This is a genomic window from Massilia sp. CFBP9026 (assembly GCF_034045165.1).
Taxonomy (GTDB): domain Bacteria; phylum Pseudomonadota; class Gammaproteobacteria; order Burkholderiales; family Burkholderiaceae_D; genus Telluria; species Telluria arenae.
This window is the reverse complement of the sequence record NZ_JAXCWH010000009.1, coordinates 111,689-137,442: the sequence shown is the minus strand read 5'-3', so window position 1 is coordinate 137,442 and position 25,754 is coordinate 111,689. Positions and strand designations below refer to the sequence as shown.

Genomic DNA, 25,754 nt, shown 5'->3' with positions numbered 1-25,754 from the left:
CGCGCGTCCTTAGTCGAAGGCCCAGGAATACAGCACGTCGAGCGCGCTATTGGTCCCGGTCTGGAACTGCAGCGCGATGCGCGGCGTGAGCTTGTAGCGCAGGCGCACCAGGCTCGAGGCGGTGCTGGTGCCCTGCTCGAAGCTCAGGTAGGCGCGCGACGAGATGCGCTTGCCGACCGTGACCACTGTGCTTTCCAGGCCCGACGAATCGCCGCCGCCCGCGCCCTGCTTGAGCCCCAGTTCGTCGACGCCCAGCGAGTTGGCGATCTTGGACTGGATGCCGCCGGTGCCGCCGCTGCCGCCCAGCAGGGCGCTGGCGGCTGCCGTCAGCACGCCTTTCTGGTCGCCGCTGGCCGCTTCCATGCTGTGGCCCAGCACCAGCCAGGACAGCTTGTCGCTGTCGGACACGTTCGGCGTCGACACCAGGCGCGCGGTAGGCGACTGCGCGGTGCCGCGCACCTGCACGCCCGCTTCGACGTTGGTTTCCGAGAGCTGTTCGCCTTCGGGGCGCTTGCGCACCGCCAGGATGTCGAGCGACGGGTTGTCGTAAGGGCCGCTGAAGGTCAGCACCGCGCGCTCGATCGACAGGTTCTGGCCATAGGCGGCGTAGGTGCCATTGACAGCCCGAATTGTTCCATTAATGCGCGGCTGGCCGGCGCCCGTCATGCGCACCCGCGCATTGCCGGCCAGGTAGGCGTCGATGCCCATCGCGCGCACGTGGAAGTCGTCGCCCAGGTCGGCCGCGAGATCGACCGTGAGCGGCACTTCCTTTTCCTTGGTGGTCGGCGTTTTCTTCTCGGCTCCGCGGCCCAGCACGATCACGTCGTCCGAAATGGTTGGCGTGCCTTGCGGCGCGAATTCGATCAGCGCGCGGTCGGCGCGGAATTTACCTTCCAGCGCGAAGCGGCTGGCGTCGCGCACCAGCGAGGCCTGGCCGCTCATGATCAGGGTGCGGTCGGGGCGCGAGAGCGCTTCGAGCTTCTGCATGTTCAGGCGCAGGTCCATGGTCGGCGCGCCGTCGGCGAAGCGCACGAAGCCGCTGGCGGCGGCGCTGCCCTGGCGACCCTGGAAGGTCAGGCGTTCCACACGCAGCTGGTCGCCGCCGAGCTGGGCGCGCAATTCGCCGTTCTGCAGGCGCACGCCCTGTTCGGCCCAGCGCACCGCGAGCTTGTCGCCATCGAGGTTGCCGTTCAGGCTCGGGCTGCCGATGGTGCCGCTGCCCGTCATGGCCAGGCGCAGCGCGCCGTCGAGTTCCAGTCCCGGCTGGCCGGCCAGCGAGGCCAGCCAGGCGATCGACGGGATGTCGGCATTGGCTGTCATGCGCAGCGGGCTGTCGCGCTCGAGGCGGCCGTTCAGCATCTGGGCATTCGCCTCGACTTTCGCCACGCCGGTGCGGGCGCCGTCGAAGTCCAGGTTCACGCGCAGGCTGCTGCCGACCACTTCGGCGGACGCTTCCAGCCGGCGCAGGCCGAGCGGCACCGGCGTGTCGCCGCCGACGATGGCGTCGCCAGCTTCGCGGAACACGCGCACGTTACCGGCCAGCGAAGGCGCGGCGCCGTTGGCGACAGGCGCGCGCATGTCGACCGACCAGGCCGCGCCCAGGGTCAGGTCGCCGCGTGCATTGTCGGCCAGGGCCGGCGAGAACTGCGCAAGATAGGTGAGCGGCACCTTGTCGGCGTGGCCGCGGCTGCTCCAGCGCGGGCCATCCTTGGTGAGCGTGTCGACCGTGATGCTGCCGTTCGGCAGGGCGATCACGGCGCCGTTGAAGGCGATGCGTTCCGGGCTGGCCAGGCCGCCCAGGCCGGAGCCCGGCGCGCCGGCGATCGTGACGGGCACCGGATTTTGCAGGCGCATGGCGTAGCGGCCGCGGTTTTGCAACGCGGCCAGGGTGCCGCTCCAGGTGTCGCGATTGAAGCCGCCGCGGATCTCGGTGTTGGCATCGAAGGCGTCGCCCAGGGCCGACAGTTTGACGGTGTGTTCGCCGCGCGTGCCCTCGGTTTGCAGGCGCACCGACGCCACGCGCGTCTCGCCGCTGGCGTAGTCGAGCACCTCCACGTTGCTGACCAGCGGATCGGCCGCGCCGCGGCCGGAACCCAGGTTGGCGCTGGCGCGCAGCGAGCGCACATTGTGCGTGCCCAGTGCCTTGAGGTTCTGGCCTTCGATCGTGGCGGTCAGCGAAGGCGTGTCCATGGTGCCGGACAACACGCCCGAGCCGCGCAGCACGCCGCCAAACTCAGGGCCGAGCGCCGCCAGTTGCGGCGCGTCGATCTTCCAGTTGAGCGCATCGCGCGCGAGGCCGAAGGCGCCGTTGGCGGCGATGACGTTCGGGCCGATGCGCAGGTCGACGTCGGCATTGGACACGTGGCGGCGGTCGGCCGTCAGGCGCGCATGACCGCGCAGCGGCGAGTTGGCCAGCGTCGAATCGTCGGCCAGTTTGAAGTCGAGCGCGCCGCGCCAGTCGGCGCCGGCGCGGCCGCTGCCGCTGAAGGTCGAATTGATGTTGCCGGCCAGCGGAGAGCCGAAGGCCGCCGGGTTGAAGCGCTGGGTGCTGCCGCTGGCCTTGACTTCGACCGCGCGCGCGCCCTCAGCGCCGCCGAGCCAGGCTTCGCCGCTGGCGCGCAGCACGCCGCTGCCGTTCTTGCGCTGGGCTGCGACCCAGCCCAGGTCTTGCGCGTTGACCTCGAAGGTGGTGCGCGGCGCTTCCATGGTGCCGCTGACGACGCCATTGGCGATGACCGCGCCATACAGGTCGCTGCGCACCGCCGCCAGCTGGCGGCCATCCAGGCGCCAGTTGAGGCGGTCGCCGGCGCCGCCGAAGGCGCCCTTCAAATCGACCTTGTTCTGGCCCAGCGCCAGGTTGGCGTCGATGCCGCTGATGCGTTTCGCATCGGCGCTCAGCTTGCCGCTGCCGGACAGCGCCTGGTTCATCAGGCGGCTCTGGCGCACGGCGAAGTCGGCGTCGACCTTCCACTCGGGACTGAGCGCACCGGCGGCATTGATCGTGGCGTTGATATCGGCCACTGGCAGGTCGCCGAAGGCCGACGGGTCGAAACGGTTTGCGCTGGCCGTGGCCTTGAAGGCCTTGTCGCCCTCGAGGTTCATGCTGCCGCTGGCGGTGACGCTGCCGCGGCCCGCGTTCAGGCGCGCTTCCTTGAGCGTCGCGACGTTGTTCTCCAATGTCGCCAGGGCCGACAGGCGCAGGCCGGCGTCCGCCAGATTGGCTTCCAGGGTCTGGCGCGTAGCCTCGTTGGTGACGGCGATCGAACCCTTGATCGCGGTCGGCTTCATCGCCGAATGGACTTCGCGCAGGTTGAAGCGCTCGGTCTGCAGGGCGAAGCGCGCGGTGCCGATGCCTTCTTCGTCCTTCTCGCGCTGGACGCCGCCGGTGCCGGTGAACTTGCCGGCGGCGCCGAAGTCCAGCAGCACGTCGGAGATCCGCACCGCATCCAGGCTGCCGCCCAGCTGGCCGCGCGCGGAGCGCAGCGGCAGGCGTTGCTGGTCGATCGTGCCTTCCGGCCCGGTATTGGTGATGTCGACGCTGCCGCTGATATTGCGGTTGGCATCCAGCTTGCCGGCCACGGCCAGGGTCAGGTCGGCGGTCGGCAGGGCGGGGTTGAAGAAGCCCGGATCGAGGTTGCGGCCATTGATGCGCAGCGCGCGCAGCGGAATCTCGGCGTAGGGAGAGATGGTGAAATGGGCGTCGCCGATGGCGCGCCCGGCCTGGCCGGTGGCGTCGATCTGGGTCGCGTTCTCGATGTCGCCGCCCACCTTCAGCTGCAGCTGGGCGGCGCGCGCGCCGGCGCTGGCCTGCGATTGCGTGAGGCTGCCCGACGCGTCGATCTTGAACGGACGCTGGGCGCCGAGCGTGGCGTTGGCCGCCACCTGGCCCCAGGGCGTGCTGGCCTTGGCATCCTGCACCACCCAGCTGCGCTTGTCGCCCTTGGCGCGCACGCGGATATTGTCGATCGTCGTTTCGGCGCCGGCGATGTTCACCATCGTCAGGCGATTCAGCCGTGCGTCGTCGGCTTCGATGCGGAACGGCGGTGCGAGGCTCGTCGGCAGTACCGACGGTTCGTCGGTTTCCTTCAGCGTCTGCATGCGCACGCTGGCGGCCCACAGCTTGTCGACCAGGATGCCGCCCGACAGGATCTGCGACGGCGACCAGTCGACGTCGATCTTGAGCGCCGTGACGATCTGTTCGTCGGTACGCCAGACGAGGCGCTCGATGTGCATGGCGCCGTAGATCGAACCGGTGACCCCGGTGACGGTGAGCTTGCCGCCGGTGGCGTCGGCGACGCGCTGGACGATCATTTGCAGGGTGGTCTCGCGGCCGAGATACCACAGCGTGCCGCCGACGATGACGCCGGTGGCGACGACGCCGATCGCCACGCGGCGCGGCCAGCGGCGGGTTTGATGAGCCTGAGGCTGGTCCGGCGCTGGCGCCGCGTTGTTGTCAGGGGTTTCCATCAGAACGTGAATCCGAGTGAGAAGTGCAGGCGCGCCTTGCGCACCGCGTGGCCATAGGCCAGGTCGACATTGATCGGGCCGACCGGGCTGCGCCAGCGCGCGCCCACACCGTAGCCCGACTTGGGATTGAGGTCGCCGAACTTGTCGGCGGCATTGCCGACGTCGTAGAACACGGCCACGCCCCAGGGCGGCTTGAACCAGTACTGGTATTCGGCGCTGGCGGTGGCCAGGTAGCGCCCGCCGACGGTGGCGCCGTTTTCTTGCACGCCCAGTTCCTGGTAGCCGTAGCCGCGCACCGACTGGTCGCCGCCGGCGCGGAACAGGAAGGTGCTCGGCACGCCCAGCTTCTCTTTCGAAGCCACGGCACCGGTCTCGCCGCGCAGGATCAGGGAACCGGCGGCGCCGACCGGCTTGTAATAGATGCCGCGCAGGTACAGGCGCAGGAATTTTTCGTCGGTCAGGATCGGCAGCACGGCGCCGCCGAACTGGGCGTTCCACACATAGCCGTTGGTCGGCTGGATCAGGCTATCGAGCTTGCGCCGGGTGATGCTGTAGGTGAGCGGCAGGCTCTTGGCGCGGGTGGCTTCCAGGCCTTCGACTTCGCGTTTCTCGGTCAGCACCTCGAGGGTCAGGCTGCGCTCGAGCAGCGGCGAGCCCCAGGTGCGGCGCGCGGCCACGCTGGCCAGGGTGGTGATCTCGCCGCGCACGTCCTCGCGCTCGACGCCGGCGCTGACGCTGTCGTTATGGCCCTTGGACGAGGTCGGCCAGAAGAATTCGCCCTTTGCGGTCTGGCGTTTCTGTTCGTAGATCAGGTCGCTCTTGAAGCGCTTGCCGAACACGCTCAGGTCGTCGTAGCCGAGCGAGGCGCGGGCGCCGGTGTCGGTCGAGAAGCCGACGCCGGCTTCGACGTTCTTCTGCTTGTTCTCGCTCACGCGCACGACCACCGGCAGCACGGTCGGGCCGGTCGGCGGCTGCGGCGTGGCCGGGTTGGCGTCGTCGTCGTCATCGTCCTTGATGTCGGCGATCTCGGCATTGAGCACGGCGCGCATATCGGTGCTGACCTCGACGCTGCTGAAGTAGCCGGTGTCCTGCACCCGCGACTGCAGGGCCTGCAGGGCGGCTTCGCTGTATTCGTCGCCCGGATTGATCTTGTTGAGATTGGTGATGACCTCGCGCGGATAGCGCTTGAGGCCGCGGATGCGCAGCTCGCCGAAGCGCATCTCGGGGCCGGAGTCGATCACCACCCGCAGCAGGGCGCGGCGCGAGTCCGGGTCGACCGTGGCGCTGGTTTCGACCAGGCGCGCGCGCGGAAAGCGCGTCTGCGCCACGTCGCGCAGCAGGCCGCGCTTGGCGCCTTCCCAGTCGCCCTGGCGGAACTGGCTGCCGACCGGCAGCGTCCAGCGGTTGCGCAGGGCATTGGCGTCGAACGGCGCGCCGCCCTGCTCGAACGGGGCGAAGCCCTGCAGTACCAGGTCGACGTCGCCCACCAGCACCGGCTGGCCGGGGTCGACGATCACGCGCGCCACTGGCCGCGCGCCGCTGGTATCCAGGCCGGCCGAGACCTTGGGCGAGTAATAGCCTTCGGTGGCGATCAGGGTGCGCGCCTGCTCGGGCGCTTCTTTTACGAGGCGTTGCAATTGTTCGAGGTCGACCCGCGCATTGCCGCGCCAGCGCATCAGGTCGAGGTTATCCTCGAGCAGTTCTTCGAGGGCGCGCGGGGCGTCGATGCGGACCGTGTAATCGACTCCCTGCGCGTCTTGTGCATATACGATGGTGGCGAACATCATTGCCCCGATACCCAGTAGCGCTTGGCGCATGAGTTGGGGAAGGAGACGCAGGCGGGGAATCGATCGAGGTAACAACTTGGCACTCCACTAAAGATACTCCTTTGCATCTTAACTGATTGGCAAAGTCGATGTCGGACGCGAAATGTTGCGCGTGCGCCTCTGGACAGCATCCGCACACGGTGCTTGGGATTTATGACAAAATTCGCCGTTTGTAGCGGCGAACCTTCTTTCACACCATGACTATTCAATCTCCCGACACCGCGCTCGTCCTGTTCAGCGGCGGCCAAGACTCCACCACCTGCCTCGCCTGGGCGCTGCAGCGCTATGCGCGGGTCGAGACGATCGGTTTCGATTATGGCCAGCGCCATGCGATCGAACTGGAGGTACGCCCAACCTTGTTGTCGAAGCTGCGCGCGCTCAATCCCGGCTGGGATGCGCGCCTGGGCGACGATCACATGATCGACCTGTCCCTGATCTCGAAAATCTCTGACACGGCTTTGACCAGCAATGTTGAGATCGCCATGCAGGAGAACGGCTTGCCGAACACCTTCGTGCCGGGCCGCAACCTGATGTTCATGACAGTGGCGGCCACGGTGGCCTACCGGCGCGGCCTGAACGTGCTGGTGGGCGGCATGTGCGAAACCGACTTCTCGGGCTATCCGGACTGCCGCGACGACACCATGAAGGCGCTCCAGGTTGCGCTCAACCTGGGCATGGCGACGCGCCTGAAGGTCGAGACCCCGCTGATGTGGATCGACAAGGCGCAGACCTGGGAACTGGCGCAGCAGGAGGGCGGCGACACCCTGGTGGACCTGATCCGCTTCGACACCCACACCTGCTACCTGGGCGAGCGGGGCGACGCGCATCCCTGGGGCCATGGCTGCGGCACCTGCCCGGCCTGCGCCCTGCGCGCGCGCGGCTACGAGCAGTACGTGGCGCGCAAGCAGGCATAAAAAAAGGCCGGGACGAGCCCGGCCAACAGAGGAATCGTGGTGTCGTTCAGGCGCTGGCAGGCTTTTCCAGGCTCACCTTGCGTGGGCGGCTGACCAGATACCACACCAGGGCCACCGGAATCACCAGCGGCAGCAGCAGCGGCGAGATGGCCAGGGCCAGGACAATGGCGCCGATGCCCAGCGAGCCCAGCAGCATCACGCCGACACCGGCGAACACCACCGCCAGCAGCACGCCCACCATGATGGTGATGAACAGTGCCAGCAAGGCGCCGCCGCCCGCGAACAGGGTGGCCAGCATCCAGCCCAGCGGGCCGTCGATCTCGTCGCCGTCGAAGTGCACCGTCATGTCATTGCCCCAGCTGTTGAACAGCAGCGCGGCGAACAGGAACAGGATGATGTAGGGGGCATATTTTTTCATGGCGGTCCTCGCAGTTGGGGTAGTAGTCGGTTCAGCGTTTTGCTCTTGCATGCTCGAACTGTATGCCTCCACAAGAAGCGCGGCCACCGGTGTGCGACAGGCCGCACGTTTTGCGGGACGAAACGTGCATAGCCGGGGCCGGACAGAACTGTCGGCAATTTTTGCTTGAAATGCCTGCCGGGTTTCCTATACTGGTTCTCTCTGTTACAGGGGGAGCCTATGTACGCTGTATTTCATGGAATCCGGGGCGGCCTTGCCCACGCCGGCGGCGGCGCCAAGAATCCGCCATCCGCGCCGCCCGCGATACCGCCGATTATCATCAATCCGTTCAACCGGCATACGCCGGCGCCAAACGGCGACCCGCGGCCTATCCCCGTGGGTCCGCCGATCGTGCCGCCGCCAGGCCCCGACTGGCGCTGTCCGCGCATCGTCGACGACTGTCCGGCCTGATATTGTCGAGTCACCGTCAAAAGGCCCGCACTGGCTGCACGTGCGGGCTTTTTCATGGGTCCGGTTTCCTCTATGATCGTGGTTTTGGGCGCGAGCCCGCCGAAGGAAGCAGATGAACGACCAGACCCACGATCACGACGAAGAAGAGCAGGACACCGGTCCGGTGCAGGAACCCCGCCTGTGGCAGGGCAATGGCTGGACCGCGCGCGTGATCAAGAACGACGATGACGAAGGCTGGGCGGTGGCCATGTACAAGGACGGCGAGCCGGAACCGGCGCTGGTCGGCCCGTGGACCATGGGCCGCGACAAGAAGAACCCGAAGCCGCTCGACGTGAATGCCTTCAATACGCTGATCAAGACCGCGTCCGAGGTGATCCGCCGCCACGAGCAGCACATGCACGCGATCCTGCACAAGAACCTGTTCGTGTCGACCGGCGAGGGCGAGCTGAAGGTGACGCTCGACATCGTGCCGGACGACGACGACCCCTATGCCATGCTGGCCGCGACGGACGAGATGGGCGAGCAGGTCGCGAAGGTGCGGGTGGCCCCGACCTTCAAGCTGACCCAGGCCTCGGCCCTGGCCTGGATCGAGAACGATTTCCGCGCACCGCGCTGAAAAGCCACATTTACTCGCCGTAGACCGCTGCGGCGGGCGGCAAGCTGCTACTATTTCCTCTACGCATTTTATGATTACGTGGGGGAAGCATGGAACGTCTTGACCGGCTGGAAGCGGTCCAGTCGATGCTGCTCGAGATCGGGCAATTATCGACCAGCTGCAGCGACATCACCGCCTTCATCGAGGCCGTGCACCGGGCGCTGGGCCGCATCATGTATGCGGCCAATTTCTACGTCGCACTGGCCGACCGCGAAGACGGTACGGTGCGCTTCCCTTATTTCGTCGACGAGGCCGACGGTACCCGCGATCCCAACGAACGGATCACCCTGGCCTCGCCCGAGCAGTCGCCGACGGCCTGGGTGCTGCTCAACCGCCAGACGCTGGTGCTGACGGCGGCCGATTTCCACGAACGCCTGAAGAATAGCGGGCGCTGGGGCGATGGCAGCGTGCCGGAACACTTCGTCGCCTGCCCGCTGCTGGACCAGAATCACCAGGCGCTGGGGGCGATCGTCATCCAGAGCTACTCCCCCGACGAGACTTATAGCGAGGAAGACCAGGCGCTGTTCGGATTGATCGCCAACCACGTGTCCAATGCGCTGCAGGGCCTGCAGAGCATGGACCGGCTGGAGCGCGCGGTGCAGGAACGTACCGCGGCCCTCGCACACGAGGTGGCCGAACGCGGCCGCGCCGAAAAGGTACAGCACGCGCTGTACCAGATCGCCGACCTGTCGGCCCAGGCGCTCGACACCGACGCACTGAGCGCCAGCCTGCACGGGATCATCGGCGAGCTGATGGTGGCCGACAACTTCCTGATCGCGCTCTACCACCCGGATACGCAAGAGATCAGCATCCCGTATTTCGTCGACCAGAAGGACAGCGCGCCCTCGCTGCAGCGCTTCCCGTTCGGCAAGGCCATGTGCTCCTACGTCTTGTCGAGCAAGCAGGCGCAGCTGCACGACCTGGGAAGCTTCCGCCAACTGGTGGCCAACGGCATTGTCACTGAGCCTCTCGGCAATACCGAGATCGCGAGCTGGATGGGGGCGCCGATGCTGGTCCACGAAAAGCCGTATGGCGTGCTGGTGGTGCAGAGCTACGACCCGGCGATCGTGTACAGCAAGGCCGACCTGGATTTGCTGGCCTTCATGGCCAGCCACGTGGCGGTGGCGATCGCGCGTATGCAGGCCGATCGCAAGATCCGCAAGGCCAAGCAGGAACTCGAGCAGCAGAATGCGGCGCTGAACGACGCCCTGCACGCGCTGCAGGAGGCGCAGTCGGAACTGGTGCGCCAGGAGAAGCTGGCTTCCCTGGGCCGGCTGGTGGCGGGCGTGGCGCATGAGATCAATACCCCGCTGGGCATTTGCGTGACCGCGACCAGCCACCTGGTGCAGGAACTCAAGCTCACGCGCGAAGAACTGGCGGCGGGGGAGATGACGGAAGAAAGCCTGGCCACCTTCTTCGACGTGGTCGACCAGTCGCTGCGCATCATGACCACCAATACCCAGCGCGCGGCGGCGCTCGTGCGCAGCTTCAAGCAGGTGGCGGTGGATCAGTCTTCGGGCGATATTCGCAGCTTCAATCTGGACGCGTACTTGAAGGAAGTGCTGTTGTCATTGCAGCCGAAGCTGAAAGGGCGACCGGTCAAGGTGGAAGTCGATTGTCCGAAGGATCTGGTGCTGGACAGTTATCCGGGGGCGGTATCGCAGATCGTGACCAATATGGTGATGAACTCGCTGGTGCACGGGTTTGAGCGTGATCAGCCGGGCAATATCACGGTGCGGGCGGCGGTCGAAGAAGATGGCTGGGTGGTGCTCGACTATGCCGACGATGGGGCGGGGATGGACAAGGGCACGCTGGACAAGCTGTTCGATCCGTTCTTTACCACGAAGCGGGGGACGGGGGGGAGCGGGTTGGGGGCGCATATCCTGTACAACCTGGTGACGGGGGCGCTTGGCGGGACGGTAAGGGTGGAGAGTGCGCCGGGGGAGGGGCTGCGGTATCACTTGCGGTTTCCGCAGTCGCTGCGCGCCGAAAAAGCCGCGGCGTGATCTTTTGCCTGCGACTCCCGCACGTCGTTCCCGCGGAGGCGGGAACCTAAGTCAGTTGCGGATAGATATCGCCGTTGTGGCTATTCGAGCGACTTAGGTTCCCGCCTGCGCGGGAACGACGGGTGTGCGTGGGTCAGTTTAATCCGGCCACTTCTCGTTAATCGCCAGCGCCTTATCCATATTCTTGATCAGCAGATCGACATATTGCGGATCCAGATGATGCCCCGCCACTTCGCGCAGGTGTTCGGTCACCTTCGCCGGCGGCCACGCATCCTTGTAGCAGCGCTTGTGGCTCAGCGCGTCGAACACGTCGGCCACCGCCACGATGCGCGCATACGGGTGGATCGCTTCGCCGCGCAGGCCTTGCGGATAGCCGCTGCCGTCGAATTTCTCGTGGTGCTGGTGGGCGATCACCGCCGCCGCTTTCAGGATCGGGCGCTGGGAGCCGTCCAGGATCTGCAGCCCGATGGTCGGGTGCTGCTTCATGATTTCCCACTCTTCTTCGGTGAGCTTGCCCGGCTTGAGCAGCACCGCGTCGGGCGTGGCGATCTTGCCCACGTCGTGCATCGGCGCGGCGTGCATCAAGACCGCCGTTTCGTCTTCCGGCATGCCCGAGGCCTGGGCCAGCATGTGGCAGACCTGGGACATGCGGCGCACGTGGTTGCCGGCCTCGTGCGAACGCGATTCGACCACGTCGCCCAGGCGCAGGATCAGTTCGGCCTGGGTATCGGTGATTTCCTGGTTCAAGAGGATGTTGTCGAAGGCGATTGCCACGCCCGAGCAGAACACCTCCAGCAACTGGGCATCGATGTCCGAGATCTCGTCCACGCCCTTGAGCACCAGTAGCGAGGCCTTGCCGCTATTGTTCGGGAAGTAGCCGACGTAGGTGTCGCCGTGCAGGCGCGAGATGCGGTTGTGGCGCGCGTCGTCCAGCTGGCTGAGCAACTCCGGGCCGATCTCTTCCTCGCCCATCTCGCCGATCTGGGCCAGCACCTCGTACTGGCTGGTGCCGGTGATCACGCTGGCGGCCTTCAGGCGCAGCAGCATGCTCTGTTCCAGGCGCAGCAGGGCCACCACCTGCTGCAGCAGGCCGTTGGCGAAGTCCTTCAGGTTGCGTTGCTGGAAAATGTGGGCGGAGGCCGCGATCACCCGTTCCAGGCCTTCGCGGTAGGTCTGCTGCACGCGGCGCGCTTCCTCGACCTTCATGATGTCGCGGTAGGCGCGCAGGGCGGCGAAGGTGGTCGTAAACAGCTTGGTGCGGTCGAGCTCGGTCTTTTCCTTGTAGTCGTTGATGTCGTAGTCGACGATCACGCGTTCCTCGGGCGCCTGGCCCGGCTGGCCGGTACGCAGCACGATGCGGGTAAATTGATTGTCGAGCTCATGGCGCATCCAGCGCGCTACTTCCAGGCCGCTGTCCTCGCGCTCCATCACCACGTCCAGGAAGACCAGCGCGATGTCCTTCTCGCGCGCGAGCACCTCCTTCGCCTCGGCGCCGCTGTAGGCATGCACGAAGGAGAGCGCACGGCCGTCCAGTCGAAAGCGCGCCAGGGTCAGCTTGGTAATGTCGTGGATGTCCGGTTCGTCATCGACCAGCAATACTTTCCAGGGTGCGAGCTTGGGCGCAGCGGAAGACAGGAAGGACATAGACGAATCCGATATCGTGGGAAAAGTTGTCTGGACATGCAATTTCTGAACGCAAACGTAGCCCAGAGTCAAGTCGATTGTAGTACGACACATGACCCTTAACAACAGGCAATATTGAAATTGTGCAGCGACAATGTAACAGCTACTCTGGCGAAAGTGATAGGTCTGTTGCAGGCAGTAGACAGCATGCCTCAGGCATAGAGTTTTTGACAACGTTCGCAATAAAAGGCGCGCCGTCGTGTATTGCCGAGATTGGCTTTTTTGAAAGGAATATCGCAGCGAGGGCAGATCTTCTTGGCATGGGCCAGCCAGTGCTGCTTGAGCACGAACGCTTTTTTCCAGCCGAGGAAATCGAAGCTGTACTGGCGCGCCTCATCGACGAGGGCGCGCAGCTTGGGCGCCGGCAGCGCCCCCATGGTCGACAGCGGATGAACGCGGATGCGAAACAGCACCTCGTTCTTGATGATGTTGCCGACGCCTGAAAAAATGTCCTGGTCGAGCAGGGCGTCGCAGGCCAGCAACTCGGGCTGCGCGCGCAGCTTCTTGCGCGCCTGTTTCGGATCCCAGCTGTCCGACATGACGTCGGCGCTGAAATCGTAGGCCTCGAAGGTCGCGCGGTCGATCTCGCGAACCGCGCAGGCGTAGAAATTCATTTCGCCGCCGTCTTTCGTCTCGATCGACAGTCTCGGCTCCTTGTCGCGCCGCTCGTCGATGCGGTAGGTACCGAACAGCAAAAAATGGATGCGCAGGATGAGCTCGGGCGTCTCGATCAGGAAATGCTTGCCCCAGGTATGCAGGCCGACGATGCGCTGGCCCACCAGCCGCCCCGGGTCGACGGCGCGGACGTTGCCGCCGGCGCGCACGATGTCCTGGCCCACGAAACGGGCCGATTGTTCCTTCAGGATGACGAGCGATGGACCTTCTGGCATGGAATTCTCCCTTGTGCCATTCTCAGCTTGCACCATCTATTGCTCATGTGCGGGGCCTAACATTTGGATACAAACTACGACGATTCGAGACGGGCACGGCTGCATGAAGCGGCGTATATTTCAATGGAATACGAACGATAAAAGCAATCCAAGGAGCTAGCGATGAAATCATTACTGATGAAAACGGCCTTCGCGGGCCTGTTCGCACTGACAGCCGGCGCCGCGTCGGCCGGCGTCACCGTGAATTACATCGAATCCGACAAGTTTGCCGACCTGCCTTTCGCGCCGTGGGAGCGCGAGCAGGTGCTCAAGGATTTGAGCGACTATTTCACCAAGCTGGGCGCCCAGCTGCCGGAAGGCCAGGACCTGACGATCGACGTCACCGACATCGACCTCGCCGGCCGCGAGTACCCGAACTTCCGCGGCGGCCGTGAGCTGCGCATCCTGAAGGGCACGGCGGATTGGCCGATCATCAACCTGCGTTATTCGCTGACCCAGAACGGGCAGGTGCTCAAGGGCGGCGACGCACGGCTGGCCGACATGAACTATATGCAGCGCATCAACCGCATGTCGGACAGCGACAGCTTGCGCGCCGAGAAGCGCATGATCGATGAGTGGTTCGACAAGACCATCCTGGCCAAGAAGCGGGGGAGTTGAGTGGTCAGTTCTCCGATAAACCGATAACGGCAAACCTGCCGTTGTCCTCAGCACGTCGTTGCTGCCACTGGCAGTAACGACTCCCCGCACAGGCGGGGACCCAATCTTGCAAGCGTTGCGACGACGTTTGCAGCACTTGGGTCCCCGCCTCCGCGGGGACGACGTTTTGGGGCTGACGAAAAAAGTCCAGATTGCGGGTAGGCCAGCCGTTAATCGTCCTTGCCGCCCGTCTTGGTACTGCTCACCTTGAGCGGATCGCGAACCGTGTAGTCCGATGGAACGCTGAACAACGCTGCAGGTGGTTCGCCGCGCTTGAGCTTGTCGAGCCGGTACACCACGTCGCCGCTGCGCGGATCGCTGCGCTTGTGGTACACCGTCACCTGCAGCTCGGGCGAATACCAGGTTTCGCTGCTGACCTCGATCGGCGCGCGGTTGCCGATCTCGCCGGCCGGGATCGTGTAGCTGCGCTGGTTGCCCTCGGCGCGCACGCCCGAGAAATCGCGTCCGTCCAGTTCGCGTGTGACCGCCTTGGCCGACCATTTCCCATCGTTGACGGCGCCGATGATCATCGGCGCGATCTGGGCCGACATCGCCCGCGCCGCCGGCATGGCCGCAGCGGCCGGCTGGGCAACGCGCACGCGCACCTCGGTCGCGTCCAGGCCGCGCTGGACGTCCTTGACGATGACGTGCGTGCCTTCGGGCAGCTTGCCTTCCTTGCGTAGCTGATCGATGCGCTCGCGCGTCTGGTCGGCCGCGCGCCGTTGCTGGTCGGCGATGGCGCGCGCGCCTTCCGCCTGGGCGCGGGCCTGGGCCGCGGCGATCCGGGCCTGCGTCGCCGCGGCGCGCGCGGCATCCGCTTCGGCTCGGGCGAGCTCGGACTTCATGTCGAGGCGCGTGGCGCTCTTGCGCTGCGGGTTCAGGATCCAGCGCGCGCCTTCGACCGGGTCGCTGATGGTGACGGTGCGCACCTCGCCGTCCTCGCCGTGCACCTCGGTGCGGGTGCGGCCGGCGGCGTCGCGATATTGCATCGAGCGTGAGGTGTTGACGATCTGGTTGCCGTCCGCCAGCCGCTGCATGCTCTCCGAGACCGCTTCGGCGCTGTAGGGTGCGTTCTTGACGATGCCGGAGCTCGAGATCCTGAGCATCGATGCGGTCAGGGTGGTGGTGTCGCCGGCGCGCTGCGCGGCCTGCTGGCCGGGCGGCAGGGTCACCGTGCCCTGGCGGATCACGATGCGGCGTTCGCCGTCGCTACCCTGGTCGATCGTGTAGTCCTCGGCCAGGGCCGGAGCAAAGGCGGTTGCCAGCAGGGTGGCGATCAGGATGTTTTTGGTCTTCATACAGTCCTCACAGTCAATCGTGTCAGTTGACGGCGCTCAGGCGCACCGCCAGGGGATGGCCGTCCTGCGCCACCAGCATTTCGGCGCGCACCGTCTCGCCCGCGGTCTGCGGATTGAGCGGCATGCCCAGCGGCGCCAGCGCGCTCTGCGGCAGCTCGGCCTCGACCACCCGGGTATAAGGCTCGCTCTCGATCCGTTCCAGCGATTCGAGGGCGATGAAGGCGGCGCCGTCGTCAAAGCCGATCACCGGCGCGCCGATCGTGACCGCCTGGTGCGGCGACAGCGCCAGCAGCAGCGCCACCCCACACATCGATGCCAGGGCGCCGGCCGTGCCCCATTGGGGCAGCGACAGCTTGCGGTACCAGGGCTGCTTTTTGGGGAACTGGCGGGCGAAGGCCTGCATCAACTCCTTTTCCACGCAGCGTGGCGCGTCGTGTCCGGCCAGCTCGGCGCGCAGCGCGGCGAAGCCGGCGGCGAGTCGTGGGTCGGGATTGTCGTTGTGGTCGTTCATCATTCTTCCTTCCAGCATCTTTGGCTTCATGCGAGATGCGCATCGTTCGACGGTGTGCCTTGCAGCCCGTGCAGCCGCTTGGCCAGCGCCTGTCGTCCACGCGCCAGCCGCGAGCGCACGGTGCCGATGTCCACCTGGCAGACAGTGGCGATTTCCTGGTACGACAGGTCATGCAGCTCGTACAGGATCACCGGATCGCGGTAGTGCGGCGGCAGTAGCGATAGGCCTCGCCGTACTTCTTCCGCCATTTCGTTTCCGAGCAGCCGCGCCAGGGGTCCGGCGGCGTCGCTGGCGGTGTCCAGCTCCAGCTCACCGTCATCGTCCGAGGGTTCGGGCAACTGCGGATGGCGCTGGCGCGTCTCGTCCAGCTTGAGCGCGAGGTTGCGCGCCACGCCGAACAGGAAGTGCTGCAACTGGCCGCGCAGCGGGTCGTAGCCGAGCCGTCCCGTCAGCAGGCCCATGAAGGCTTCCTGCACGATGTCGGCCGCCGCTTCGCCCGAGCCGCAGCGCAGCAGCGCATAGCGGTACAAGGGCCCCTGGTGTCTCCGGTACAGCGCCGTGAATGCATCGGCCTGTCCGGCGTGGACCTGGCGCAGCAGTTCGGTGTCAGTTTGGTCTGTCGTCAAGGTCATGGCAGTCTTCTTTTCTTGTATTCCGCCGGGGGCCTCAAAAAGTTCCAATTATTTTTAAAAAACAAAACGCCCCGTGCCGGAAACCGGGACGGGGCGTGCCTATGAGTGGTGGCCGACTCAGTCGATCCAGTTCACGCGTTCGAATTTGTTGCGGAAGTCCTCCGGCATATAGCAAACCTGGCTGGACTTGTAGTTGTAGAAGACGAAGCCGGACTTGGCCATGGCGATGAGGGTCTTGTCGCGCGGGCGGGTGATGCGGAAGATCAGGTCGCCGCCGTATTTATTGAAATCCATGACGCCGACTTCGAACAGCAACTGGTCGCGTCCATACGCTTCGGCGCGGTAGGTCGCGGCCAGGTCGGTGACGATGATGCCATTGCCGTCGCGCTCGGTCTCGGCGACACCGAATTCGAACAGGAAGCGCGCCCTGGCTTCGGAGATCATCGCGATCATCGATTCATTGCCCAGGTGGTTGGCGGCGTTGATGTCCGTGACCCTTACCGTCAGCTGCGTCGAATAGTAAAACTGGTCTTCGGGAAGATTGAGTTGTAAGCGTGCCATCTCTTTATTCTAAACTCATTGTGTGGCGCCGCGTCCAATTTTATGGATGGCCCCGCCACTCGTGAGTAAGTACAGCTCGCCTTCGGCATCCCGGCCGAAGGACACGACGGGGCCGATGTCGTCGATCTCCCAATCGCGCTGTTCGACGATGCTGGTGCCCGTGACAAGGAAACTTTTCAGGTAGCCGCCACAGTAATCGGAATAAAAATAACGGCCCGCCAGCTCGGGCAGGGCGCGGCCGCGGTACACGAAACCGCCGGTGATCGAGCAGCCGTTGACGTCGTTCGCGCCATGATCGTATTCGAACACGGGTAAGGTCAGCCCGGCACGCTCGCAGGTTGTGGCGGCGTAGCACAGCGTCCCCTCCAAGACGTTCCAGCCATAGTCCAGGCCGGCCTGGCCTGCGGCCACGATATTGACTTCTTCGCGCAGGTCCTGGCCGACGTCCGTCAGGTAGAGCTGGCTGGCGTCGAAGCTGAAGCGCCACGGATTGCGTAGGCCAAAAGCCCAGATCTCGGGGCGGCGCCCGGCCTCGTCGCGGTAGGGATTGCCGGCCGGGATCGCATAGGGCTGGGCCGCGGTAGCGCCCGCAACGTCGATGCGCAGCAGCTTGCCGAGCAGGCTGGCCAGGTTGCGCGCATTGCCTAGCGGGTCGCCGCCACCGCCGCCATCGCCGGTACCCAGGTACAGATAGCCATCCGGGCCGAAGGCGAGCTGGCCGCCGAAATGGTTCTGGTAAGTCGGATGCGGAATGCGCAGGATGACCAGGCCGGAGGTCGGATTGGCGGCCGTCGCCGTGGCGCCGGCGCTGAAGCGCTCGACCACGATATTGCGCTGCAAGTCGGTGTAGTAGACGTAGAAATACCCGTTGCGGTCGAACTGCGGATCGAAGGCGAGCGACAGCAGGCCGCCTTCGCCTTCGGTGGACACGCGCGCGCCGATGTCGAGGTAGGGCTGGTCGCGCGTGCTGCCGTTGTCGACGATGCGCACCCGGCCCGGCCGCTCGGTGACGAACAGGCGGCGCTCGCCAGGCGGGGCGGTCAGCCAGGTCGGGTAGTCGAGCCCGGCGACGACCTGGGTCGTGACGAGTGTCAGCGGGCCGCTGCCATAGCTCACCGTGGCGGCCGTGGTGGCGCCCGCGCTGATGGTCGCCGCTTGCGAGGCCGGCGCCGGCTGATAGGTGACGCCGCCGCTCGTGACCGGCGAGGCCGACACGTTATAGCTGCCGGGCGCCAGGTTGCCGAGGGTTTGGGACTGGGTCAGCTCTTGCAGGTAGTTGTTGGGGCCGGTAACACGCAAGGCGGCATTGACGCCGGCCGGCAAGCCGCTGGCGCTGACGGCCAGCGAACCGGTGCTGGCCGGTGGCGGGACCGCGCCGGTGACGCCCGGGCTGCCGCCACCGCCGCCGCAGGCAAGCAGGACCATGCCGATCAGCATGGCGCCGAACAGCAACAGCATGGTCCGCAGATGCTCGATGCGCATGGCCGCCTCCGCGCGCTCAGTCCCGGATCTCGGGCTCGACCAGTTTCGCCAGTTGTTCGAGCGACTCTTGCCAGCCCAGGTAGCATAGCTCGACCGGAATCTGGGACGGAATGCCTTCTTGCGTGATATGCACCTCGACCCCGCACAGCACTTCGCGCATCACGACCGTGGTCTGCATCTGGCCGGGCAGTTGCGGGTCGTCGAACTCGGCCGTGTAGCGCACGCGTTTGCCGGGCTCCAGCTCCAGGTATTCTCCGCCGAAGGACTCGCTGCGGCCGTTCGTGAGGTTGGTGAAGGACATCTTGTAGCGGCCGCCGACCCGGCCATCCATCTCATGGACAGTGCCGAAGAAGCCATAGGGCGGCAGCCATTTCGCATAGGCGCCTGGAGTGGTGAAGGCGCGGAACAGGCGTTCTGGGGTCGACTTGAATACGCGGTGCAGCTCAACGGTACTGGTGGCCATGGCTGGTCTCCTTATGTGGCAGTAATAGAGGACATCCCTCTGAATACTACGACGAAGCAACACTCCAGAATTCGACACCGGTGCAAAAAAATGGTTTGGAACAGCACACACCGCACCATTCCAAACCATTATCTCTGCCCAATAGATGGGCAGCGTCAACTATGTGCGATTACTTCTTCGCTTCGACGCCCGGGGTGGCCGAGCGCGCCAGGAAGGCCTGGGTGATCTGCGGCAGGTGATCCAGCAGCCAGGCCGCCATCGCCTTTTCCTGTTCCAGGATCTGCTCCAGCTGGGCCTGAGTCGCGGCATCGCCCACCGATTTCGCCGCCGCGATCAGCGCGGTATAGCTCGCGATCTCGACGTTCTCGAACACATAACCGGCCATCGCGCCCTTGACGACTTCGTCGCTGGCCGCCATGCCGCCCACGGCCTGGCCGAAGGCCACCAGGCGGGCGCCGATGTCCTTCAGGACCGAGTTGTCGGTGCCGCGGCGGGCCAGGATTTCATCGAGCACGCTGTGCTGCCAGCGGGTCTCGTCGATGTGCTGGACGATGCGCGCGCGCAGCTCAGGATAATGTTCGAGGCGCTCGGCCTGCGCGGTCAGCATCTGCTCGGCCTGCTTTTCCATTGCGTGGGCATCGCGCAGCCAATCGTTGAAATTGTCGTTTGCAGTAGTAGCCATGATTCCTCCGTGAATGTGTGGACAGGTGGCGGAGTTCGCCCTGCCAATACCATCGCAGAGTTCGGGAATCACGTTTGTTAGGTGCTACACACTGTCGATGAATCCGGCGCACCGGCAGTTCACTGTGTTGATGGCGCGCGTGTGCGCGTCTTGCTGACGACGCCTGAAGGATCGACCAGCACGACGAATTCGGAGAATTGCCCACCACCGGCCGGCGACTGGTAGACCCAGGCTTCATAGCCGCTGTCGAAGCGCACGCTTTTCGTCGGACCGAAGGCGGCCAGCAGTTCCGCCCTCGTGGTGCGTCCGGCCACCACAGCCGCCGACAGCCGCTCGGCCGCGACGACGGAACCCGGTGGCGCCGGTTGTGTCGCGCAACCCGCCAGCAGCGCCGCGCACAGCAACAGGCGCAGCTTCATGGCGCCACCCCGGCCGGCGCATCGACCATGTATTCGAACTCGACCAGCGTATCGTCGGGCCAGCTCGCATCCCACAGCGGCACATAATAAGTGCGGTCGAGCAGCACCTGGCAGTCGCAGAAGGGCAGCATGTCGGGCGTCTGCTCGCCGCCGGCATACAGCATATTGAAGGGCAATGTTTCAACCCGCTCGCCCGCGCGCAGCGTGACCGCGAAGATCGGCCGCTCGGCGAAGAACAGGTAGTTGCCGTCCGGGCTGGTGCACACGCCCTCGGGCGTGTTCAGCGCATCCGAGATCCAGCCGAACAGCGGCGAGCTGTTCGAGACCAGGCCGGCTTCCTTGCCGACCCGGCATTCCAGGCGCAGGTCGCCCAGGCGCCGCGTGCCGTCTGGCAAACCGGGAGTTTCGATGCGCGCGCGCCAGGTCATGCTGGCGGTCTTGCGGCTGGCGAGCACGGCGGCGTCTTCCTGCAGGGCTTGCGCATGACGCGGCAGGACGAAGAAATTGTCCTCGTCGACAGGCACCGGCACCGACACGGTGTCGCCGGCGATGCGCAATGTGATGCCGCGCATGTCCGTCGATGGCAGGCGTGGCAGCAACTGGAAGCGCAGGGTGGCGTTAGGGGCGAAGGCGCGTTCGCGCTCGAAGCGTTCCATGCCGCGGATCATTTTGCGGTAGGACTTGTCGACCGGGTCGCGGGTGGACTTGACGGTGACGGTGTTCTGGCCGGCGGCATGGGCCGGCAGGCAGAAGGAAGCGGCCATGAGCGCGGAGCCCATGGCAAGCGAAGCAACAACGCGGACGATCTGCCGCGTCAAGGTCTTACCAATACCGGACGCGGCCGGTATCCATGTGGACGAACTGCGAGCTGGCGTAATAGCCGACGCCGCCGCCCTTGAGCGACATCGCCGCTTTCTGCAGGTTGCGCAGGTCGGTGCCCGGCAGGCGGATGTCGATCGCCTTGCCATCCATGTGCAGGCTGCGCTTGGCGACACCGCCGCTGCCGTGGCTGCGCAGGAAGGCGTTCGATTCCGGCGCGCGGTAGCCCGAGATGATGTGCAGTTCCTTGCTGTTGTCGAGCTTGCCATTGAGCTGGCCGAGCAGCAGCAGCAGTTGCGGATCGATCTCTGCAATCTTGTTGCTGCGGTGGTCGCGCAGCACTTTGTTGATGTCCTTCAGGGCGCCCTGATCGAACTCGCCTTCGGCCCAGAACGTGCTCGTCAGCTTCTCGCCGGTGTGCGTGTTATAGAAACGCAGGCAGCACTCGCCGGACAGGATACTGCTGTCAGGTGATGTATTCTTGGCAAGGGTTGGAAGGGCGAGGGAGGATGAAGCGAGGAGGAGGGAGCTCTTGAGGAAGGAGCGTCGCTGGATCATTGAAGGGAGTCCTTACGCTGGTTCAGTGAACCATCAATGATACGCCGATTGCCGTAATTGTGCAGACAAAATGTCGCAAATTGAGGCGAATCAGCTACGATGTCAACTGTTTAACGTTTTTTAAAAGAGGAAGTCATGCCGAGTATTGTCAGGAAGTTCTTGAGCAAAAAACTAGTTCTGGCCGCCACACTGGCAACGGTCGGCGTAGCCGCCGTGGCGCAAGAGGTAACGCCGGTCGACAAGCCGCCACTGGCCAAGGGCTGGAAGCTCGAAACGGTCGCCACCGGCGCGCCGCAACCCTGGGGCATGGCGTGGCTGCCGGATGGCCGCATGCTCGTTACCGGCAAGCAGGGCACGCTGCATGTCTTGAACGGCAAGAGCTTCGAGCAAATTCCTCTCGACGGTTTGCCGAACCTGTACGCCAGCGGCCAGGGCGGCCTGCTCGACATCGCGGTCCATCCCGCCGATAAAACCAATCCGCGCATCTACCTGACGATGTCCAGCGGCACTGACGACGAGAACCGGACCGTGCTGGTGCAGGGCGTGTTCGATGGCAAGCGCGTGACCGGCATCAAGCAGATCTTCGCGGTTAACCTCGCCAAGAACGGCGGCCAGCACTTCGGCTCACGCCTGTTGTTCCTGCCCGATAACACCATCCTGATGAGCATCGGCGATGGCGGCAATACGCCCCAGCGCATCGGCAATATGCTGGCGCGCGACCAGGCCCAGAGCCTGGCTTCGCACACGGGCAAGATCCTGCACCTGACGGACGCCGGCCAGCCGGTCGGCAAGGGGGCATTCGCTGGCAAGGACAACGCCCGCCCCGAAATCTACAGCTACGGCCACCGCAACGTGCAGGGCCTGGCGCGCGATCCGAAGAGCGGCCGTGTCTACGCCAACGAACACGGCTCGCGCGGCGGCGACGAGATCAATGTGATCGAGGCCGGCAACAACTACGGCTGGCCGCTGCAAAGCTATACGCTGGACTACGGCACGCGCGAGCCGATCGGCATGAAGGTGGTGCCGGGCACGGTGCAGCCGATCGTCGTATGGACGCCGTCGCCGGCGCCGTCGGGCCTGGCCTTCTATACGGGTAAAGCCTTCCCGCAATGGCAGGGCAGCCTGTTCAGCGGCAGCCTGGCCGGCCAGGACGTGCGCCGGGTCCAGCTCGACGCCCAGGGCAAGGTGACGGCCCAGGAACTGCTGCCAGTTGGCAAGCGCGTGCGCGACGTGCGCCAGGGCCCGGACGGCGTGCTGTACGTACTGACCGATGAAGCCAAGGGCAGCCTGCTGCGGATCGTGCCGCGCTGAGGTCCCCAAGTAATGCGCGGCGCATGAAGTGACGCCAGACTGGCGTATGCACACATGTTTTTGTTTGTTGACAACGTGAAACCTGCCTAGAATGAATGTTTGCAAGGCGCGTCCCTGAGGCGCGCCTTGTGCGTTTCATTCCCGTCCCGACCCATTCAGGAGGAGCAGCATGGCAGTTTCCGTTCGTCGCACCATCGGCCTGGCCGCAGCGCTCGCGCTAGCGTTTGGCACGTCTTCCCTCCAGGCCGCGCCGGCAAAACCGGCTGCCACGCCGGACATCCCGATCCCGGATATCAAGTACACCAAATTCACGCTCAAGAACGGGCTGACGGTTCTGGTCCACGAAGACCGCAAGACGCCGGTGGTGGCGATCAATACCTGGTACCACGTCGGTTCGAAGAATGAGAAAGTGGGCAAGACCGGCTTCGCCCACCTGTTCGAACACCTGATGTTCAGCGGCAGCGACAACTTCAACCATACCTACCTGAACGCGATGGAGCGTATCGGCGCGACCGACCTCAACGGCACGACGAACCAGGACCGCACCAATTACTTCCAGAACGTGCCGACCTCGATGCTCGACTATGCGCTGTTCGCCGAGAGCGACCGCATGGGCCATCTGCTGGGCACGGTCGACAAGAAGAAGCTCGACATCCAGCGCGGCGTGGTGCAGAACGAAAAACGCCAGTACGAGAACCAGCCCTATGGCATCGCCTGGGAACTCCTGACCACCAATACCTACCCGGCCGGCCACCCGTATTCCTGGACCGTGATCGGCAAGATGGAAGACCTCGACGCGGCTTCGATGACCGACGTGCAGGATTGGTTCAAGCAGAACTATGGCCCGAACAACACGGTGCTAGTGCTGTCGGGCGATATCTCGCCGGAAGAAGCGCGCGAGAAGGTCGAGCGTTTCTATGGCGCGATCCCGCCCGGCCCGCCGCTGGCCAAGCATGACGCCTGGATCGCCAAGCGCACCGGCACCCACCGCACGGTGGCGCAGGACCGCGTGCCGCAATCGCGCATCTACCGCACCTGGAATGTGCCGGGCGCGCACACGCAAGAGGAAGCGCTGCTCGACCTGGCCGCGCGCGTGCTGGGCGGCGGCAAGACCTCGCGCCTTTACAAACGCCTGGTGTATCAGGATCAACTGGCCACCAGTGCTACCGCAAGCGACAGCTCGTCCGAGATCGGCGGCCAGTTCAGCATGACCCTGACCGCGCGTCCGGGCGGCGACGTCAAGAAGATGGAACGCATCGCCGACGAAGAGCTGCGCGCGTTGATGAAGAACGGCCCCACCGAGGCTGAACTGCGCCTGGCCAAGACCGCGACCCTGGCTCAGTACACGCGCATGATCGAGCGTGTCGGCGGCTTCGGCGGCAAGAGCGACCTGCTGGCCTCGTGCGAGACCTATACCGGCAATCCGGACTGCTACAAGGTCTATCTGCAGCGCATCAAGGACGCGACTCCGGCCATGGTGAAGAAGGCCATGAACGACTGGCTCAGCGACGGCGACTTCGTGCTGCAGATCGACCCGTTCCCGACCGGCCTGGCCGCTACGCAAACCGGCCTGGACCGCAGCAAGGCGCCGGACACCGGCAAGGCGATGTCGCTCAAGCTGCCGCCGATGCAGCGCACCACCCTGTCGAACGGCCTGAAGGTGGTGCTGGCCGAGCGCCATGAGGCACCGATTGTCAACCTGCAGATGCTGGTCGATAGCGGCTACGCCTCGGACAGCGCTGACATGCCCGGCGTGGCCAGCCTGGCTCTGCGCATGCTCGAAGAAGGCACGGGCAGCCGCAAATCGCTGCAGATCGGCGAGGAGCTGGAAAGCCTGGGTGCGAGCTTTGGCGCCGGCACCAATCTCGATGGCGCCTTCGTTTCCATGAACGCGCTCAAGGCCACCTTGCCGCAGGCGCTGAACCTGTATTCGGACCTGGTGCTCAACCCCGCCTTCCCGCAGAATGAGTTCGCGCGCCTGCAGCAGGACCGCCTGGCCGCGATCGCGCGCGAAAAATCCGATCCGCAATCGATCGCGATGCGCGTGGCGCCGGCGCTGCTGTACGGCCAGGATCACGTGTACGCCAAGCCGGGCACCGGCACCGGCACCGAAGACGCCGTCAAGCGCATGACCCGCGCCGACCTGGCCAGGTACCACGCGACCTGGTTCAAGCCGAACAACGCCACCCTGCTGGTGGTGGGCGACACCACGCTGGCCGAGATCAAGCCGATGCTCGAGAAAGCGTTTGGCGCCTGGAAAGCCGGTGAGGTGCCGAAGAAAGCGATTGCCGAAGTGGCGCCGCGTGCCGCGCCGGTGGTCTACCTGGTCGACCGTCCCGGCGCGCTGCAGAGCGTGATCCTGGGCGGCCAGCTGGCGCCGCCGCGCAACAGCCCAGAGGCGCTGCCGCTGGAACTCGTCAACGACGTGTTCGGCGGCACCTTCAGCTCGCGCATCAATATGAACCTGCGCGAGGACAAGCACTGGTCGTATGGCGTGCGCAGCCAGGTGTCGCCGGCGATCGGCCAGCGCCAGTTCGTGAGCATCTCGCCGGTGCAGACCGACAAGACCGGCGATGCGCTGAAGGAACTGGTGGGCGAGTACCGCAACATCGCCGGCGCCAAGCCGATCGCGAACGAAGAGCTCAAGTTCGCGCAGGACAATAAAACCCTGCGCCTGCCGGGCAGCTTCGAGACCGCGGGCCAGCTGGCCGGGGCCTATTCCACGATCCTGCAGTATGGCTTGCCCGAGGACTACTTCAACACCTTTACCGAGAAGGCGCTGGCGCTCACGCCGCAGCAGGCCAACGCCCTGGCCGCACGCAGCTTCGTGGCCGATCGGCTGGTGTGGGTGGTGGTGGGCGACATGGCCAAGGTCGAGAAGGACATCCGCGCCCTGAACCTGGGCGAGGTGCGCCGCATCGACGTGGACGGCAAGCCACTGCCGTAAATGTCTCTCGATGAAAGCATGCCCGGCCTGTGCGCCGGGCATGTCCGCTTTCGGGGACACTATGGG

At 65.2% G+C, this 25,754-nt stretch carries 21 protein-coding genes; 6 read left to right on the top strand and 15 right to left on the bottom strand.

Annotation, left to right across the window (positions count from 1 at the left end; genetic code table 11):
* Window positions 1-9: 9 nt before the first annotated feature.
* Together SOM28_RS21105 and SOM28_RS21100 are read right to left on the bottom strand one after the other, a co-directional pair.
* Window positions 10-4,467, bottom strand: coding sequence for a translocation/assembly module TamB domain-containing protein (locus tag SOM28_RS21105; RefSeq protein ID WP_123068587.1), 4,458 nt, complete (start codon window positions 4,465-4,467; stop codon window positions 10-12).
* A complete protein-coding gene (locus tag SOM28_RS21100) occupies window positions 4,467-6,254 on the bottom strand; it encodes an autotransporter assembly complex protein TamA (protein WP_320469346.1) in 1,788 nt (595 codons plus the stop codon). Before SOM28_RS21100 ends, SOM28_RS21105 begins: the two co-directional genes overlap by 1 nt.
* 236 nt (window positions 6,255-6,490) lie before the next feature.
* On the opposite strand from SOM28_RS21100, the gene queC reads away from it, so the two are divergent.
* Entirely contained in the window at window positions 6,491-7,207 is a 717-nt protein-coding gene (gene queC, locus SOM28_RS21095; RefSeq protein ID WP_123068585.1) for a 7-cyano-7-deazaguanine synthase QueC, read from the top strand.
* A 46-nt stretch (window positions 7,208-7,253) separates the two neighbouring features.
* Here the strand turns inward: queC and SOM28_RS21090 are convergent, their stop codons facing one another.
* The gene (locus tag SOM28_RS21090) at window positions 7,254-7,625 is read right to left on the bottom strand and encodes a hypothetical protein (protein WP_123068584.1); all 372 of its coding nucleotides are present in this window, start codon (window positions 7,623-7,625) and stop codon (window positions 7,254-7,256) included.
* 562 nt (window positions 7,626-8,187) lie between these two features.
* Between SOM28_RS21090 and SOM28_RS21085 the strand changes: the two genes are divergently transcribed.
* Window positions 8,188-8,691 (top strand): hypothetical protein, encoded by a 504-nt coding sequence (locus SOM28_RS21085; protein WP_123068583.1) that lies wholly within the window; start codon window positions 8,188-8,190, stop codon window positions 8,689-8,691.
* Between the two features lie 89 nt (window positions 8,692-8,780).
* Window positions 8,781-10,736: a GAF domain-containing sensor histidine kinase gene (locus tag SOM28_RS21080; protein WP_123068582.1), complete on the top strand. Its 1,956-nt coding sequence runs from the start codon at window positions 8,781-8,783 to the stop codon at window positions 10,734-10,736.
* Between the two features lie 138 nt (window positions 10,737-10,874).
* Here SOM28_RS21080 and SOM28_RS21075 read toward each other — a convergent pair whose 3' ends face one another.
* Both SOM28_RS21075 and SOM28_RS21070 read right to left on the bottom strand, forming a co-directional pair.
* Window positions 10,875-12,380: a DUF3369 domain-containing protein gene (locus SOM28_RS21075; RefSeq protein WP_320469345.1), complete on the bottom strand. Its 1,506-nt coding sequence runs from the start codon at window positions 12,378-12,380 to the stop codon at window positions 10,875-10,877.
* Window positions 12,381-12,571: 191 nt separating this feature from the next.
* On the bottom strand, window positions 12,572-13,309 hold the full coding sequence (locus tag SOM28_RS21070; protein WP_123068596.1) for a DNA-formamidopyrimidine glycosylase family protein: 738 nt from the start codon (window positions 13,307-13,309) through the stop codon (window positions 12,572-12,574).
* A 162-nt stretch (window positions 13,310-13,471) separates the two neighbouring features.
* Between SOM28_RS21070 and SOM28_RS21065 the strand changes: the two genes are divergently transcribed.
* On the top strand, window positions 13,472-13,966 hold the full coding sequence (locus SOM28_RS21065; protein WP_147936786.1) for a DUF3016 domain-containing protein: 495 nt from the start codon (window positions 13,472-13,474) through the stop codon (window positions 13,964-13,966).
* A 209-nt stretch (window positions 13,967-14,175) separates the two neighbouring features.
* On the opposite strand, the gene SOM28_RS21060 is transcribed toward SOM28_RS21065, so the two are convergent.
* From SOM28_RS21060 to mepK, 10 genes are all read right to left on the bottom strand, one after another.
* Window positions 14,176-15,303 (bottom strand): hypothetical protein, encoded by a 1,128-nt coding sequence (locus tag SOM28_RS21060; protein ID WP_320469344.1) that lies wholly within the window; start codon window positions 15,301-15,303, stop codon window positions 14,176-14,178.
* A gap of 22 nt (window positions 15,304-15,325) precedes the next feature.
* Window positions 15,326-15,817 carry a hypothetical protein gene (locus SOM28_RS21055; protein WP_320469343.1) on the bottom strand — a complete coding sequence of 164 codons (492 nt, stop codon included), beginning with the start codon at window positions 15,815-15,817 and terminating at the stop codon, window positions 15,326-15,328.
* Window positions 15,818-15,840: 23 nt separating this feature from the next.
* On the bottom strand, window positions 15,841-16,446 hold the full coding sequence (locus SOM28_RS21050; protein WP_320469342.1) for an RNA polymerase sigma factor: 606 nt from the start codon (window positions 16,444-16,446) through the stop codon (window positions 15,841-15,843).
* Window positions 16,447-16,563: 117 nt separating this feature from the next.
* Complete coding sequence (locus tag SOM28_RS21045) at window positions 16,564-17,007, bottom strand: thioesterase family protein (RefSeq protein WP_123068576.1); 444 nt, start codon at window positions 17,005-17,007, stop codon at window positions 16,564-16,566.
* Between the two features lie 15 nt (window positions 17,008-17,022).
* A complete protein-coding gene (locus SOM28_RS21040; protein ID WP_320469341.1) occupies window positions 17,023-18,489 on the bottom strand; it encodes a PQQ-dependent sugar dehydrogenase in 1,467 nt (488 codons plus the stop codon).
* Window positions 18,490-18,505: 16 nt separating this feature from the next.
* Window positions 18,506-18,952: an SRPBCC family protein gene (locus SOM28_RS21035; protein WP_320469340.1), complete on the bottom strand. Its 447-nt coding sequence runs from the start codon at window positions 18,950-18,952 to the stop codon at window positions 18,506-18,508.
* Window positions 18,953-19,121: 169 nt separating this feature from the next.
* Window positions 19,122-19,634 (bottom strand): ferritin-like domain-containing protein, encoded by a 513-nt coding sequence (locus SOM28_RS21030; protein WP_123068573.1) that lies wholly within the window; start codon window positions 19,632-19,634, stop codon window positions 19,122-19,124.
* A 119-nt stretch (window positions 19,635-19,753) separates the two neighbouring features.
* The gene (locus SOM28_RS21025) at window positions 19,754-20,053 is read right to left on the bottom strand and encodes a hypothetical protein (protein WP_320469339.1); all 300 of its coding nucleotides are present in this window, start codon (window positions 20,051-20,053) and stop codon (window positions 19,754-19,756) included.
* Window positions 20,050-20,817, bottom strand: a complete 768-nt coding sequence (locus SOM28_RS21020; protein WP_320469338.1) for a hypothetical protein — start codon at window positions 20,815-20,817, stop codon at window positions 20,050-20,052. The genes SOM28_RS21025 and SOM28_RS21020 overlap by 4 nt, the downstream gene beginning before the upstream one ends.
* A gap of 58 nt (window positions 20,818-20,875) precedes the next feature.
* Window positions 20,876-21,430, bottom strand: a complete 555-nt coding sequence (gene mepK, locus SOM28_RS21015) for a peptidoglycan L,D-endopeptidase MepK (protein ID WP_123068570.1) — start codon at window positions 21,428-21,430, stop codon at window positions 20,876-20,878.
* A 159-nt stretch (window positions 21,431-21,589) separates the two neighbouring features.
* Here mepK and SOM28_RS21010 point away from each other — a divergent pair, with 159 nt between their 5' ends.
* Window positions 21,590-22,741 carry a PQQ-dependent sugar dehydrogenase gene (locus SOM28_RS21010; protein WP_229414861.1) on the top strand — a complete coding sequence of 384 codons (1,152 nt, stop codon included), beginning with the start codon at window positions 21,590-21,592 and terminating at the stop codon, window positions 22,739-22,741.
* 169 nt (window positions 22,742-22,910) lie between these two features.
* The gene (locus SOM28_RS21005; RefSeq protein WP_320469337.1) at window positions 22,911-25,688 is read left to right on the top strand and encodes a M16 family metallopeptidase; all 2,778 of its coding nucleotides are present in this window, start codon (window positions 22,911-22,913) and stop codon (window positions 25,686-25,688) included.
* The last annotated feature ends 66 nt before the right edge of the window (window positions 25,689-25,754 follow it).

Excerpts from the sequence above, each read along its gene's own strand:
- SOM28_RS21105 (WP_123068587.1), bottom strand. The coding sequence starts at position 4,467 with ATGGAAACCCCTGACAACAACGCGGCGCCAGCGCCGGACCAGCCTCAG.
- SOM28_RS21100 (WP_320469346.1), bottom strand. The coding sequence starts at position 6,254 with ATGATGTTCGCCACCATCGTATATGCACAAGACGCGCAGGGAGTCGAT.
- queC (WP_123068585.1), top strand. The coding sequence starts at position 6,491 with ATGACTATTCAATCTCCCGACACCGCGCTCGTCCTGTTCAGCGGCGGC.
- SOM28_RS21090 (WP_123068584.1), bottom strand. The coding sequence starts at position 7,625 with ATGAAAAAATATGCCCCCTACATCATCCTGTTCCTGTTCGCCGCGCTG.
- SOM28_RS21085 (WP_123068583.1), top strand. The coding sequence starts at position 8,188 with ATGAACGACCAGACCCACGATCACGACGAAGAAGAGCAGGACACCGGT.
- SOM28_RS21080 (WP_123068582.1), top strand. The coding sequence starts at position 8,781 with ATGGAACGTCTTGACCGGCTGGAAGCGGTCCAGTCGATGCTGCTCGAG.
- SOM28_RS21075 (WP_320469345.1), bottom strand. The coding sequence starts at position 12,380 with ATGTCCTTCCTGTCTTCCGCTGCGCCCAAGCTCGCACCCTGGAAAGTA.
- SOM28_RS21070 (WP_123068596.1), bottom strand. The coding sequence starts at position 13,309 with ATGCCAGAAGGTCCATCGCTCGTCATCCTGAAGGAACAATCGGCCCGT.
- SOM28_RS21065 (WP_147936786.1), top strand. The coding sequence starts at position 13,472 with ATGAAATCATTACTGATGAAAACGGCCTTCGCGGGCCTGTTCGCACTG.
- SOM28_RS21060 (WP_320469344.1), bottom strand. The coding sequence starts at position 15,303 with ATGAAGACCAAAAACATCCTGATCGCCACCCTGCTGGCAACCGCCTTT.
- SOM28_RS21055 (WP_320469343.1), bottom strand. The coding sequence starts at position 15,817 with ATGATGAACGACCACAACGACAATCCCGACCCACGACTCGCCGCCGGC.
- SOM28_RS21050 (WP_320469342.1), bottom strand. The coding sequence starts at position 16,446 with ATGACCTTGACGACAGACCAAACTGACACCGAACTGCTGCGCCAGGTC.
- SOM28_RS21045 (WP_123068576.1), bottom strand. The coding sequence starts at position 17,007 with ATGGCACGCTTACAACTCAATCTTCCCGAAGACCAGTTTTACTATTCG.
- SOM28_RS21040 (WP_320469341.1), bottom strand. The coding sequence starts at position 18,489 with ATGCGCATCGAGCATCTGCGGACCATGCTGTTGCTGTTCGGCGCCATG.
- SOM28_RS21035 (WP_320469340.1), bottom strand. The coding sequence starts at position 18,952 with ATGGCCACCAGTACCGTTGAGCTGCACCGCGTATTCAAGTCGACCCCA.
- SOM28_RS21030 (WP_123068573.1), bottom strand. The coding sequence starts at position 19,634 with ATGGCTACTACTGCAAACGACAATTTCAACGATTGGCTGCGCGATGCC.
- SOM28_RS21025 (WP_320469339.1), bottom strand. The coding sequence starts at position 20,053 with ATGAAGCTGCGCCTGTTGCTGTGCGCGGCGCTGCTGGCGGGTTGCGCG.
- SOM28_RS21020 (WP_320469338.1), bottom strand. The coding sequence starts at position 20,817 with ATGGCCGCTTCCTTCTGCCTGCCGGCCCATGCCGCCGGCCAGAACACC.
- mepK (WP_123068570.1), bottom strand. The coding sequence starts at position 21,430 with ATGATCCAGCGACGCTCCTTCCTCAAGAGCTCCCTCCTCCTCGCTTCA.
- SOM28_RS21005 (WP_320469337.1), top strand. The coding sequence starts at position 22,911 with ATGGCAGTTTCCGTTCGTCGCACCATCGGCCTGGCCGCAGCGCTCGCG.